Source organism: Terrabacter terrae (assembly GCF_039529575.1).
GTDB lineage: Bacteria > Actinomycetota > Actinomycetes > Actinomycetales > Dermatophilaceae > Terrabacter > Terrabacter terrae.
The window spans coordinates 463,549-475,770 of sequence record NZ_BAAANB010000003.1; the positions used below are offsets into that span (position 1 = coordinate 463,549).

At 72.4% G+C, this 12,222-nt stretch carries 13 protein-coding genes; 8 read left to right on the forward strand and 5 right to left on the reverse strand.

What is annotated here, in order from left to right; all coding sequences use genetic code 11:
- Nucleotides 1-57: 57 nt before the first annotated feature.
- A complete protein-coding gene (locus ABD194_RS07550; RefSeq protein WP_343989601.1) occupies nt 58-570 on the reverse strand; it encodes an antitoxin in 513 nt (170 codons plus the stop codon).
- Nucleotides 571-676: 106 nt separating this feature from the next.
- Between ABD194_RS07550 and ABD194_RS07555 the strand changes: the two genes are divergently transcribed.
- Nucleotides 677-895: a hypothetical protein gene (locus ABD194_RS07555; RefSeq protein WP_343989603.1), complete on the forward strand. Its 219-nt coding sequence runs from the start codon at nt 677-679 to the stop codon at nt 893-895.
- Nucleotides 896-940: 45 nt separating this feature from the next.
- Here ABD194_RS07555 and ABD194_RS07560 read toward each other — a convergent pair whose 3' ends face one another.
- Nucleotides 941-2,353: an NAD(P)H-quinone dehydrogenase gene (locus tag ABD194_RS07560; RefSeq protein WP_425579959.1), complete on the reverse strand. Its 1,413-nt coding sequence runs from the start codon at nt 2,351-2,353 to the stop codon at nt 941-943.
- Between the two features lie 93 nt (nt 2,354-2,446).
- Between ABD194_RS07560 and ABD194_RS07565 the strand changes: the two genes are divergently transcribed.
- Nucleotides 2,447-3,292 (forward strand): purine-nucleoside phosphorylase, encoded by an 846-nt coding sequence (locus ABD194_RS07565; protein ID WP_343989605.1) that lies wholly within the window; start codon nt 2,447-2,449, stop codon nt 3,290-3,292.
- Nucleotides 3,292-4,986 carry a phospho-sugar mutase gene (locus tag ABD194_RS07570; RefSeq protein WP_343989607.1) on the forward strand — a complete coding sequence of 565 codons (1,695 nt, stop codon included), beginning with the start codon at nt 3,292-3,294 and terminating at the stop codon, nt 4,984-4,986. The genes ABD194_RS07565 and ABD194_RS07570 overlap by 1 nt, the downstream gene beginning before the upstream one ends.
- Before the next feature lie 38 nt (nt 4,987-5,024).
- Here ABD194_RS07570 and ABD194_RS07575 read toward each other — a convergent pair whose 3' ends face one another.
- Nucleotides 5,025-5,681, reverse strand: a complete 657-nt coding sequence (locus ABD194_RS07575) for a PH domain-containing protein (RefSeq protein ID WP_343989609.1) — start codon at nt 5,679-5,681, stop codon at nt 5,025-5,027.
- A 55-nt stretch (nt 5,682-5,736) separates the two neighbouring features.
- Here ABD194_RS07575 and deoC point away from each other — a divergent pair, with 55 nt between their 5' ends.
- Genes deoC through ABD194_RS07600 form a run of 5 tightly spaced genes read left to right on the forward strand, consistent with a single transcriptional unit; the run spans nt 5,737 to nt 10,490 of the window.
- The gene (gene deoC, locus ABD194_RS07580) at nt 5,737-6,723 is read left to right on the forward strand and encodes a deoxyribose-phosphate aldolase (protein WP_425579960.1); all 987 of its coding nucleotides are present in this window, start codon (nt 5,737-5,739) and stop codon (nt 6,721-6,723) included.
- Between the two features lie 58 nt (nt 6,724-6,781).
- Nucleotides 6,782-8,263 (forward strand): aldehyde dehydrogenase family protein, encoded by a 1,482-nt coding sequence (locus ABD194_RS07585; protein WP_343989611.1) that lies wholly within the window; start codon nt 6,782-6,784, stop codon nt 8,261-8,263.
- Nucleotides 8,260-9,147: an aldehyde dehydrogenase family protein gene (locus tag ABD194_RS07590; protein WP_343989613.1), complete on the forward strand. Its 888-nt coding sequence runs from the start codon at nt 8,260-8,262 to the stop codon at nt 9,145-9,147. The genes ABD194_RS07585 and ABD194_RS07590 overlap by 4 nt, the downstream gene beginning before the upstream one ends.
- 3 nt (nt 9,148-9,150) lie before the next feature.
- Nucleotides 9,151-9,798: a uridine kinase family protein gene (locus tag ABD194_RS07595; protein ID WP_343989615.1), complete on the forward strand. Its 648-nt coding sequence runs from the start codon at nt 9,151-9,153 to the stop codon at nt 9,796-9,798.
- Nucleotides 9,795-10,490, forward strand: coding sequence for an aspartate/glutamate racemase family protein (locus ABD194_RS07600; protein WP_343989617.1), 696 nt, complete (start codon nt 9,795-9,797; stop codon nt 10,488-10,490). Before ABD194_RS07595 ends, ABD194_RS07600 begins: the two co-directional genes overlap by 4 nt.
- 69 nt (nt 10,491-10,559) lie before the next feature.
- Here the strand turns inward: ABD194_RS07600 and ABD194_RS07605 are convergent, their stop codons facing one another.
- Nucleotides 10,560-11,714: an adenosine deaminase gene (locus tag ABD194_RS07605; RefSeq protein ID WP_343989619.1), complete on the reverse strand. Its 1,155-nt coding sequence runs from the start codon at nt 11,712-11,714 to the stop codon at nt 10,560-10,562.
- Nucleotides 11,711-12,112: a cupin domain-containing protein gene (locus ABD194_RS07610; RefSeq protein WP_343989621.1), complete on the reverse strand. Its 402-nt coding sequence runs from the start codon at nt 12,110-12,112 to the stop codon at nt 11,711-11,713. Before ABD194_RS07610 ends, ABD194_RS07605 begins: the two co-directional genes overlap by 4 nt.
- Nucleotides 12,113-12,222 lie beyond the last annotated feature (110 nt).

Genomic DNA, 12,222 nt, shown 5'->3' on the forward strand with positions numbered 1-12,222 from the left:
GTCACGCGGGTCGCCCCTTCCTCGTCGTGGCTCTGCCCGTCCTGGTTCGCGCGACGGTCAGTGCTGGTCAGGCGGCGGGTCGCCGAGGACGATGCGCTCGGTGCCCTGCTTCGGCTGTCCGGGGCTCGGCATGCCGGGCAGGTCCTGCTCTCCGGCCGGCTCCCCCGTGGGCGGGATCTCCGACGGCCCGGGACTGCCCGGGAGGGTCGGGTCGACCGGCGTCGGGTCGGTCGGGTCGACCGGGGGCATCGGTTCGGCGGGCGCAGGCTCCGGCGTCGGGGCCGGTCCGGGCTCAGGGGTCGGCGTCGGCGCCGGTCCGGGCTCAGGAGTCGGCGTCGGGCCGGGAGACGGCGTCGGACCGGGCTCTGGACTCGGCGTCGGAGGCAGGGTGGCCTCGTCGGGTGGCAGCCCCAGGCTCTCCTTCAGCTTGTCGGATCCCTGGTCGATGCGGTCGGCGTACTTGCCGCCGGTCCGCTCGTTGAGGAGGTCCTCCACCTTGTCGAGTCCCTGCTCGGCCTGCTCCGGGTGGCCCTTGACGAAGTCCTTGGCCTTCTCGATCCAGTCGCTCACTGTGTGTCCTCCACGGTCGGCCTCCCAGGGTGAGGCCACGCCCCGGCCCCTGGCCTGGCGACGACGTCGCCACAGGCTCGACGCTACCCTCTGGCAGACTGGTCAGGTGCTTGCGTCAGTCCCCGCTGCGGCCCAGCAGCCCGTCTTCTCTATGACGAACCTGATCATCCTCGGCATCGTGGCCGCGGTCGTCTACCCGCTCCAGAAGAAGCTGCGCGAGACCATCTCGCGCCGGCGGCTGGAGCGCTGGGCCGAGGAGGACCGCCAGGCCGAGCTCGAGCGGCAGGAGCAGGACGCCCGGCCGTCGGACGACGAGCGGGGCTGAGCAGACCGAGGCCGTATGCCGTCCGTCCGCCCGAGCTCGAGCGGCTCAGTCGGACTGGTGCAGCTGCCGAGCAGCCTCGGCGATGGAGCCCGACAGCGACGGGTAGACCGTGATGGTGCTCGACACCTGGTCGACGCTCAGCCGGTTCTGCACCGCGAGAGCCACCGGGAAGACCAGCTCGGAGGCGCGGGGCGCGACGACCACACCGCCGAGGACCGTTCCGACCACCTTGCGGCAGAAGAGCTTGACGAAGCCCTCGCTGATGCCCTGCATCTTCGCCCGCGGGTTGCGGCCGAGCGGCAGCGTCACGGACTCGACGTCCGGTGACCCGTCCGCGTCGTTCTGGCTGATGCCGACGGTGGCGATCTCGGGCTCGGTGAAGATGTTGGCCGCGACCCCCCGCACGTTGAGCGGAGCCACCGCGTCACCGAGGGCGTGCCACATGGCGATGCGTCCCTGCATGGCGGCGACGGAGGCGAGGGGCAGGACGCCGGTGCAGTCACCGGCTGCGTACACGCCGCCCACCGTGGTGCGCGAGACCCGGTCGACCTGGATGTGGCCGGAGGGGCTGAGCTCGATGCCGGCCTCCTCGAGTCCGAGGCCCGTCGTGTTGGGCACGGACCCGACGGCGAGCAGGGCGTGCGAGCCCTCGACCGTGCGGCCGTCGACGAGGGTGACCACGACGCCGTCGGCGGTGCGCTCGACCGAGGCGGCCCGGGACTTGTTCAGGACCTCCATGCCGCGCTTGCGGAACACGTCCTCGATCACGGTCGCGGCGTCGGCGTCCTCCCCGGGCAGCACCCGGTCACGGGACGACACGAGCACCACCTGAGACCCGAGGCCGAGGTAGGCCTGGGCCAGCTCGGCTCCGGTGACACCGGAGCCGATGACGACGATGCGCTCGGGCAGCTCCCGCAGCGAGTAGATCTGCTGCCATGTCAGGATCCGCTCGCCGTCCGGGCGCATGGTGTCCATGACCCGCGGTGCGGCGCCGGTGGCGAGGAGCACGACGTCGGCGGCCAGCTCCTGCGTGCTGCCGTCGACGAGCGAGGCCACGACGAGGTCGCGGGACGCGAGCCGGGCCGTGCCGCTCAGCACGGTGACGCCGACCTGCTCGAGGCTGCCCTGGATGTCGGCGCTCTGCGCGGCGGCCAGCTCGAGGATGCGGCCGTTCACGGTCTGGGCCTGCGCGACCGCGTCGGAGACCTCGTCGCCGTCGTCGTCCTGCAGTCGCACCCCGAGGTGCGAGGCGGTCTCGAAGTCGGACATGTAGTCGGCGGTGGCGATGAGGGCCTTGCTCGGCACGCAGTCGGTGAGCACCGCCGCCCCGCCGAGGCCGTCCTTCTCGACGATCGTCACCCGGGCACCGAGCTGCGCCGCGACGAGGGCCGCCTCGTAGCCGCCCGGGCCTCCGCCGATGATGACGACCGCCGTCTCGCGCATGATCACGAACCCCATCCAACCACCCCGCACGGCGGGCCCGGGCCTGCCCTCCCGAGCCCCGTCGGGGATGGCCACCCCCTCGGCGACGACCTCGCTAGAGTCCTCAGCGTGACCAGTAGCCACCGTGACGTCAGCGCCGACCTCGACGATCCCGCCATCGACCCCTTCGACGTCGCCCGGCAGGCCGCGGCCGTCATCGCCGAGCGCACGGGGGCACCACGGCACGACGTCGCCCTGGTGCTCGGCTCGGGCTGGGGCCACGCGGCTGACCTCATCGGCGAGACCCTCGCGACGGTCGACAACGCCGACGTCCCGGGGTTCTCGGCCGCTGCCGTGGAGGGCCACTCGGGCACGATGCGGTCGGTCGCCATCGGCGACACGGGGCGCCGCGCCCTCGTCTTCGGCACCCGCACCCACTTCTACGAGGGCCGGGGCGTGCGAGCCGTCGTGCACGGCGTCCGCACGGCAGCGGCGGCAGGCTGCTCCACGATCGTGCTCACCAACGGCTGCGGCGGGCTCAACCCCGCGTGGGCCCCGGGCACGCCGGTCCTCATCCGCGACCACATCAACCTCACCGCCCACTCCCCCGTGGAGGGCGCCAACTTCGTGGACCTCACCGACCTCTACACCCCGCGCCTGCGCGACCTCGCACGCGAGGTCGACCACGAGCTCGACGAAGGCGTCTACGTCCAGTTCCGGGGGCCGCACTACGAGACCCCGGCCGAGGTGCAGATGGCCAAGGTGATCGGCGGTGACCTCGTCGGCATGTCGACGACCCTCGAGGCCATCGCAGCCCGCCAGTGCGGCCTCGACGTGCTCGGCATCTCGCTCGTGACAAACCTCGCCGCGGGCATCTCCGACCAGCCGCTCAGCCACGCCGAGGTGCTCGAGGCCGGACGGAGCGCGGCCTGGCGATGTGGCCGGCTGCTCGCCGAGGTCGTGGGGCGCCTGTGATGACCGGGCCCGAGGCCACCGACAACAGCGAGGAGCTGTATGCCGCCGCGCGGGCCTGGCGCGACGACGACCCCGACCCCACGACCCGGGCGGAGCTCGACACCGTGCTCGGGCGCGCGTCCGAGGGCGACGCTGCCGCCCTCGCGGACCTGACCGACCGCATGTCGGGCCTGCTCGAGTTCGGCACCGCCGGACTGCGTGGCGCCCTGGGCGCCGGTCCCAACCGGATGAACCGCAGCGTCGTGATCCGGGCGGCGGCCGGCCTGACGGCGTATCTCAAGGACGAGGGCCGCGCGGGCGAGGCGCCGACGGTCGTGGTGGGCTTCGACGCCCGCTACAACTCCGACGTGTTCGCGCGCGACACCGCTGCGGTGGTGGTCGCCGCCGGCGGGCGGGCGCTGCTGCTCCCCCAGCCGTTGCCCACCCCGGTGCTGGCGTTCGCGATCCGGCACCTCGGCGCCGACGCCGGCGTCATGGTCACGGCGAGCCACAACCCGCCGCAGGACAACGGCTACAAGGTCTACCTGGGCGACGGCAGCCAGATCGTGCCGCCGGCCGACGCCCAGATCGCCGCGCACATCTCGCGGGTGGAGCGCGTGGGCGACGTGCCGCGTGCCGTCGACGGGTGGGACACCCTCGGCGACGACCTGCTCCGGGACTACGTGGAGGCGGTCGTGACCGTCGTCGACCCCGGCTCGCCGCGTGACCTCAGCGTCGTGCACACCAGCCTGCACGGCGTCGGGCACGGCACGGTGCACACCGCCTTCGTGCGCGCCGGCTTCGAGGCTCCGGTCGTCGTCGACGAGCAGGCGGTGCCCGACCCCGACTTCCCCACCGTCGCCTTCCCCAACCCGGAGGAGAAGGGCGCGATCGACCTGGCTCTCGCCCGCGCCCGGGCCGTCGGGTGCGACCTCGTCATCGCCAACGACCCCGACGCCGACCGGTGCGCCGCGGCGGTCGTCGACCCGGCGCTCGGCGACTGGCGCATGCTGCGCGGCGACGAGGTCGGGGCCCTGCTCGGTGCGCACATCGTGCGCCGTGGGGTCTCCCGCCGCGACGTCTTCGCCTGCTCGATCGTGTCTTCGCGCCTGCTCTCGTCGATCGCCAGGAGCGCGGGCATCGCGCACGAGGAGACCCTCACCGGCTTCAAGTGGATCTCCCGGGTCGACCGGCTGCGCTACGGCTACGAGGAGGCGCTCGGCTACTGCGTCGCGCCGCAGCTGGTCCGCGACAAGGACGGCATCAGCGCCGCGCTGCTGCTCGCCGAGCTGGCCGCGACCCTGAAGTCCGAGGGCCGCACCCTGACCGACCTGCTCGACGACCTCGCCGTCGAGCACGGGGTGCACGCGACCGACTCCTTCTCGGTCCGCGTCTCGGACCTCGTCCAGATCGACACGCTGATGGCCCGGCTGCGCGCCGAGAAGCCGTCCACGGTGGCCGGCATCCAGGTGGCGCGCACCGACGACCTCAGCCGTGGCGACGGCGGACTGCCATCCACCGAGGGCCTGCGCTACCACCTGGCCGACCGCTCACGCATCATCGTGCGACCGAGCGGCACCGAGCCCAAGGTCAAGGTCTACCTCGAGGTCATCGAGCCGGTCGCCGAGGCGGCCGCGCTCGGGGAGTCACGTGCGGTGGCCGAGACCCGGCTCGCCCGGATCCGCGCCGACCTCGAGCGCCTCACGTCCCTCTGAGCCCAGCCCCACGCATACGTCCCGTGTGCGTGGGGCGGTCAGACGACGAACGTGCCCAGCACGAAGAACGCGGCAGCGGCCAGGAGCAGCCCTACCGAGACCGGGTCCCACGCCTGGGACGCGATGCGGGGCGTGCGGCCGTCCCTGCGCCTGCGGTCGGCGAGGATGCGCTCCTCCACCTCGGCCGCGACGACCTGCGCCTCGACCTTCGACTTCGTGGGCAGCTCCGAGGTGCCCTTGCCCCGCACGCGGTTGGCCCCGACGGTCAGGATGCCGCGGCCGTACCTCGGGCGTCCCGGGTCGGCGGGCACGCCCCAGGCGGTGTAGCGGCGGCCACCCGCCACGAGCTCGAGCGCCCAGCGCGACCTCACCTCGGTGATCACCGGCCAGGTGAGGTCCACGACCCGCATCGGGTTGACGAGCCGGACCCCGTCCGCGTGGACGACGACGCAGGGCCGCACGACGAAGAGCCACAGCAGCACCAGCGCGAGCACGACCGTCGAGACCAGCGTCCAGCTGCGCGGTGTGGTGAGCAGGGCCGACCCGAGCAGTCCGATCCCGGCAAGCGCCCCGATGACGCCGATGACGACCGACGAGCCGGGCCGGAGCGTGCGGGCCTCGCGCAGCGCGTGCGGGGCTCCTGCGTCGGCCGAGTCGGCAGAGTCGGGCGGTGGCTGGGACACATCTGGGCTCACCGTCAGACTCTCTCACGCGTTCTGGCCCCGGCCGAGCGGCCGATAGACTCCCGTGGTGACCGTAAGCACCACGACACGCACCGCATCCGACGTCGCCGCACAGGCGCGGGACGTGCTGGGGGTGTCGCGCCTGACCAACCGTGCCCTGACCTCCTGGCTGCACGGCCTGCCCGGCGTCGACCAGGTCGGCAACGAGGCCCGCGCCGCGGGCCTCGGCACCCGCTCGATCAAGACGACGAGCAAGGCCTGGGCCATCGACACCGCCATCGGGATGATCGACCTGACCACCCTCGAGGGCTCCGACACCGTCGGCAAGGTGCGCTCGCTGTGCGCCAAGGCGCTCGTGCCCGACCCGCTCGACCCCAGCACGCCGCGCCCCGCCGCCATCTGTGTGTACGGCGACATGGTCGCCACCGCCAAGGAGGCCCTGGGCGACAGCGGGATCCACGTCGCCGCCGTCGCGACCGCCTTCCCGTCGGGTCGTGCCAGCCTGGCGGTGAAGCTCGCCGACACCCGTGACGCCGTCGACGCCGGCGCCGACGAGATCGACATGGTGATCGACCGTGGGGCCTTCCTCGCGGGCGACTACCTGACGGTCTTCGACCAGATCGCACAGGTGAAGCAGGCGTGCGGCGAGGCGCACCTCAAGGTCATCCTGGAGACCGGTGAGCTCGTCACCTACGACAACGCGCGCCGGGCGTCCTACCTCGCCATGCTCGCCGGCGGTGACTTCATCAAGACCTCCACCGGCAAGGTGGGGCCCGCAGCGACGCTGCCGGTCACCCTGGTCATGCTCGAGGCCGTGCGGGACTGGCGAGAGCTCACCGGCGTGCAGGTGGGCGTCAAGCCGGCCGGCGGCATCCGCACGACCAAGGACGCCATCAAGTACCTCGTCATGGTCAGCGAGGTCGCCGGCGACGACTGGCTGACGCCGGAGTGGTTCCGCTTCGGCGCCTCCAGCCTGCTCAACGACCTGCTCCTGCAGCGCCAGAAGCTCACCACGGGCGCCTACTCCGGCGCCGACTACGTGACGCTCGACTGACGAGCGCCCTTCCCGCGACCGCCACGGCGCCTGCCACGACCGCCACGAAAGACATCTGATGCCGAAGTTCGAGTACGCCCCAGCTCCCGAGTCGCGAGCCGTCGTCACGATCGAGGAGGCCTACGGCCACTTCGTCGACGGCGCCTTCACCGCGCCCGCGGAGACCTTCCCCACGCTCAACCCCGCCGACGAGACGGTCCTGGCCCAGGTGAGCCAGGCCGGGCCCGAGGACGTCGACCGCGCCGTCGCCGCCGCCCGTCGCGCCTTCGAGGGCGTGTGGGGCCGGGTGAGCGGCGCCGAGCGTGGCAAGTACCTCTTCCGCATCGCCCGCATCCTGCAGGAGCGCGCCCGCGAGTTCGCCGTGCTCGAGACGCTCGACAACGGCAAGCCGATCAAGGAGACCCGCGACGTCGACGTGCCGATCGCGGCGGCGCACTTCTTCTACCACGCGGGCTGGGCCGACAAGCTGGAGTATGCCGGCCTGTCGGCTTCCGGTGCCGACGTGCCGCGCCCGCACGGCGTCGTCGGGCAGGTCATCCCGTGGAACTTCCCGCTCCTGATGCTCGCCTGGAAGATCGCGCCGGCCCTCGCGACCGGCAACACCGTCGTCCTCAAGCCGGCCGAGACCACACCGCTGACGGCCCTGCTCTTCGCCGAGGTCTGCCAGCAGGCCGGGCTGCCCGCCGGTGTCGTCAACATCGTGACCGGCGACGGCCGCACCGGGCAGGCGCTCGTCGAGCACCCCGGCGTCGACAAGATCGCCTTCACCGGCTCCACCGAGGTGGGCAAGTCGATCGCCCGCTCGATCGCCGGCACGTCCAAGAAGGCGACCCTCGAGCTCGGCGGCAAGGCCGCCAACATCGTCTTCGACGACGCCCCCATCGACCAGGCGGTCGAGGGCATCGTCGGCGGCATCTTCTTCAACCAGGGGCAGGTCTGCTGCGCCGGGTCGCGCCTGCTGGTCCAGGAGAACGTCCACGACGAGGTCGTGTCCCGGCTCAAGCGCCGCCTCGGCACGCTGCGCGTCGGCGACCCCATGGACAAGAACAGCGACCTCGGCGCGATCAACTCCAAGGCGCAGCTCGAGCGCATCACCTCGCTCGTCGAGGCCGGCGTCGCCGAGGGTGCCGAGCGCTGGAGCCCCGAGTGCTCCCTGCCGGCCAAGGGCTACTGGTTCCCGCCGACGGTGCTGACCGGCGTCTCGCAGACGCACCGCGTGGCCACCGAGGAGATCTTCGGCCCGGTCCTGTCGGTGCTGACGTTCCGCACGCCCCAGGAGGCTGTCGCCAAGGCCAACAACACGGCATACGGCCTCTCCGCGGGAGTGTGGACCGAGAAGGGCTCGCGCATCCTCTGGATGGCCGACCACCTCCGGGCCGGCGTCGTGTGGGCCAACACCTTCAACCGCTTCGACCCGACCTCGCCCTTCGGCGGCTACAAGGAGTCCGGCTACGGGCGCGAGGGCGGCCGCCACGGCCTCGAGGCCTACGTCACCTCTGCTTCGCCCGCCTCTTCGACCCTGACGGGAGCCGCCCGATGAGCCGCCTCGACGTGCGCAAGACCTACAAGCTCTACATCGGTGGGGCCTTCCCCCGCAGCGAGTCGGGCCGCTCCTACGAGGTCGTCTCGGCCACGGGTGAGTTCCTCGCCAACGCCTCCATGGGCTCGCGCAAGGACGTCCGCGACGCCGTCGTCGCCGCCCGTGGCGCCTTCGGCACGTGGTCGGGCGCCACGGCCTACAACCGTGGTCAGGTGCTCTACCGCGTCGCCGAGGTGCTCGAGGGCCGGCGCGCCCAGTTCGTCGAGGAGGTCGCCGCCGGCGAGGGCCTGTCGGCGCGCGCTGCAGGCGCCTCCGTCGACGCCGCGATCGACCGGGTGGTCTGGTACGCCGGCTGGACCGACAAGATCGCCCAGGTGCTCGGCAACCTCAACCCGGTCGCCGGGCCCTTCTTCAACGTGTCGGCGCCCGAGCCGACGGGAGTCGTGGGCGTCATTGCGCCGCAAGCCTCCTCGCTGCTCGGCCTCGTGTCGGTCGTCGCCCCCGTGATTGCGACGGGCAACACGGCGGTCGTCGTCTCGTCGGCGAACCGTCCCCTTCCCGCCGTCACGTTCGGCGAGGTGCTCGCCACCTCGGACCTGCCGGGTGGTGTCGTCAACATCGTGACCGCCCGCACCGCCGAGGTCGCGACCTGGCTGGCCGCGCACCGCGACGTCAACGCCATCGACCTGACGGGCGTGGCCGGCGCCGAGGGCGTCGACTGGGCGGCGCTCGAGGCCGAGGCGGCCGGCAACCTCAAGCGGGTTCACCGCCCGACCCTGCGCGACGGGGTCCCGGTCGAGCCCGACTGGGACGCCGACCCGGGTCTCGGCCGCCTCCGCGCGTTCGTCGAGACCAAGACCGTCTGGCACCCCAAGGGTCTCTGAGCGGTGGCATCGGAGGACGCCACGTCCGACGGGAACGGGCACCGGCGCCGGGTCATCCTGCTGACCGGGCCGAGCGGTGCCGGGAAGAGCCGGCTGTCGGCGCGGCTCAGTGCCGCACACGGGTGGCCGGTCGTGCGCCTGGACGACTTCTACCGCGAGGCGCACGACCCGCGGCTGCCCCGTTCACCGCTCGGCATCCCCGACTGGGACCACGTGGACTCCTGGGACGCCGAGTCGGCCGTCGACGCGCTGCGCCGGCTCGTGGACGGTGGCCAGGTGGAGGTGCCGATCTACGACATCGGCGCTTCGGCCGTGACCGGCCGTCACCGGCTCGAGGCCCAGCCGAGCGATTACATCCTGGCCGAGGGCCTCTTCGCCGGGCGCCTCATCGAGCCGCTCGCGCAGGAGGGGCTGCTGGCCGATGCCCTCTGCGTGCGGCAGAACCGCTCCCTGACGGCTGCCCGCCGCTTCGTGCGTGACCTGTCGGAGCGGCGCAAGGCACCGCACATCCTGCTGCGCCGTGGCCTCGCCCTGTGGCGGGACGAGCCGCGCGTCGTCGCCGAGGCGCAGGCCCACGGCGCGCGGTGCATCCACCCCCGCGAGGCCGAGGCCGAGCTCGGGGCCCTGCTCCGGACAGGCGTGACGTCGTGAAGCTCATCGGCCTGCTCGGCGGCATGAGCTGGGAGTCGAGTGCCGCGTACTACCGCCTCGCCAACGAGCTCGTGCGCGACCGGGTCGGCGGGCTCGCCTCCGCCCGGCTGCTGCTCCACTCGGTCGACTTCGCCGAGATCGAGCGTCTGCAGGCCGAGGACCGGTGGGACGAGGCCGGGGCGCTGCTCGCGACGGCCGCAGCCGGGCTCGAGGCCGGCGGGGCCGAGCTGCTCGTGCTGTGCACCAACACGATGCACAAGGTGGCTCCTGCCATCGAGGCGGCGGTCTCGGTCCCGCTGCTGCACATCGGCGACGTGACCGCTGCCGCGGTGCGAGCGGCGGGGATCAGCCGGGTGGGCCTGCTCGCGACGGCCTACACGATGGAGCAGACGTTCCTGCGGGACCGCCTCGGCGGCCACGGGCTCGAGGTCCTCGTCCCCGAGGCGGACGACCGAGCCGTGGTGCATCGGGTCATCTACGACGAGCTCTGCCTCGGCGTCGTCACGGAGGAGTCCCGGGGGGCCTACCGCGAGGTCATGGCACGACTGGTGGCTGGCGGCGCGGAGGGGATCATCCTCGGCTGCACCGAGATCGAGCTGCTCATCGACGAGGCTGACTCGGCCGTTCCCGTGTTCCCGACCACCCGCCTGCACATGGAGGCCGCCGTCAGCGCAGCACTCGGTCCCGCCTGAGACACACCCCGGCAAGCCCCGGACGTGCCCGTCTCTCCTGCGCCGGGCCGCTGACGATCGTGCCGTGTGTCAGCAGCCGAGGGCGTTGTAGCCGGTCTTGATGACGTCGTCGATGAGCGCGAGTCGCTCGTCGAAGGGGATGAACGCCGACTTCATGGCGTTGATCGTCACCCAGCGCAGGTCCTCGAGCGTCCAGCCGGCCTCGTCGCGCAGCAACGTCGCCTCTCTGGTCATGGAGGTCGCGCTCATGAGCCGGTTGTCGGTGTTCAGCGTGACGCGGAAGCGCAGCCGGCGCAGCAGCGTGATCGGGTGGTGCGCGATGGACACCGCCGCGGACGTCTGCAGGTTGCTGCTCGGGCACATCTCGAGCGGGATGCGCTTGTCGCGGACGTATGCGGCGAGCCGGCCCAGGCGCACGCGGTCCAGCTCCAGCGCGGTCAACGCCTGCGGGTCGTCGCTCTGCCCCTCGAGCCACTCCGAGAACGGCGAGCCGTCGACCGTGATGTCGTCGACGATGCGCACGCCGTGGCCGAGGCGGTCGGCGCCGCACCACTGGATGGCCTCCCAGATCGAGGGCAGGCCGAACGCCTCCCCCGCGTGGATCGTGAAGTGGAAGTTCTCCCGCTGGAGGTACTCGAACGCGTCGAGGTGCCGGGTGGGCGGGAAGCCGGCCTCGGCACCGGCGATGTCGAAGCCGGACACGCCTTCGTCTCGGTAGCGGATCGCCAGGCGCGCGATCTCCGTGGCGTTGGCTGCGTGACGCATCGCGGTCAGCAGGGACGTGACGCGGATCGGGTGACCGGCCGCGGCCGCCTTGTCCTCACCGTCGCGCAGGCCGGCGTTGACGGCCTCGACCACGCCCTCGAGCGTCAGGCCGTGCGTCAGGTGCTGCTCCGGCGCGTACCGGCTCTCGGCGTAGACGACTCCGTCCGCGGCGAGGTCCTGTGCGCACTCGCTGGCGACCCGGAAGAGCCCCTCCCGGGTCTGCATGACGGCGAGCGTGTGGTCGAACGTCTCCAGGTAGCGGGGCAGGGATCCGGAGTCGGCGGCCTCGTGGAACCAGGTGCCGAGGGCCTCGGCATCGGTGGCGGGCAGGGCGTCGTAGGCGACACCGTCTGCCAGCTCGATGATCGTCTGTGGTCGCAGGCCCCCGTCGAGGTGGTCGTGCAGCAGGACCTTGGGCGCGCGCGCCAGGGCCGAGGTATCAGGCAGCCCGTCGCTCACTGGGCGTCACCTGCGACCTCGCCGGCGTCCTGCTCGTCCTCGCGGTGCACGGAGTCGGGACTGAAGGCCGGCAGGCAGATCGCCACGTACTCGGCGCCCTCAGGCCCGCACGAGTAGCGGATCCGCTCTCCCCCACGCGTGACGACCGTCTGCCCCGCGTGCGCCTCCAGCCTGCCGCCGTCGTGGTCGACGAGCACGGTTCCGGTGAGCACCACGGTGATCTCGTCGAACTCCGGCGTCTGGAACGGCTCCGACCAGCCGGCAGGAGCGACCATGCGAGCGACGGAGACCGAGGTCTGGAGCCCGGCATCGGGGGTGTTGACCGCACCGACGTGCTCGTCGATGACCTTGCCGCCGGGGACCGGGATGCGGGTGGGAGAGTCGATGAGTTCAGGCACGAGCCAACCCTAGCCCCTGCGCCGACGGGGCCTTCGGCACGGCGGGAAATGCATGCGGAAATGCGACAACCCCGCCGGTTGCCCGGCGGGGTTGTCGTGAAAGTGTGTCC

Bases quoted from the DNA above. Each gene is read 5' to 3' on its own strand.
- ABD194_RS07585 (WP_343989611.1), top strand. From the start codon at position 6,782: ATGCCGAAGTTCGAGTACGCCCCAGCTCCCGAGTCGCGAGCCGTCGTC.
- ABD194_RS07590 (WP_343989613.1), top strand. From the start codon at position 8,260: ATGAGCCGCCTCGACGTGCGCAAGACCTACAAGCTCTACATCGGTGGG.
- ABD194_RS07570 (WP_343989607.1), top strand. From the start codon at position 3,292: ATGACCGGGCCCGAGGCCACCGACAACAGCGAGGAGCTGTATGCCGCC.
- ABD194_RS07560 (WP_425579959.1), bottom strand. From the start codon at position 2,353: ATGGGGTTCGTGATCATGCGCGAGACGGCGGTCGTCATCATCGGCGGA.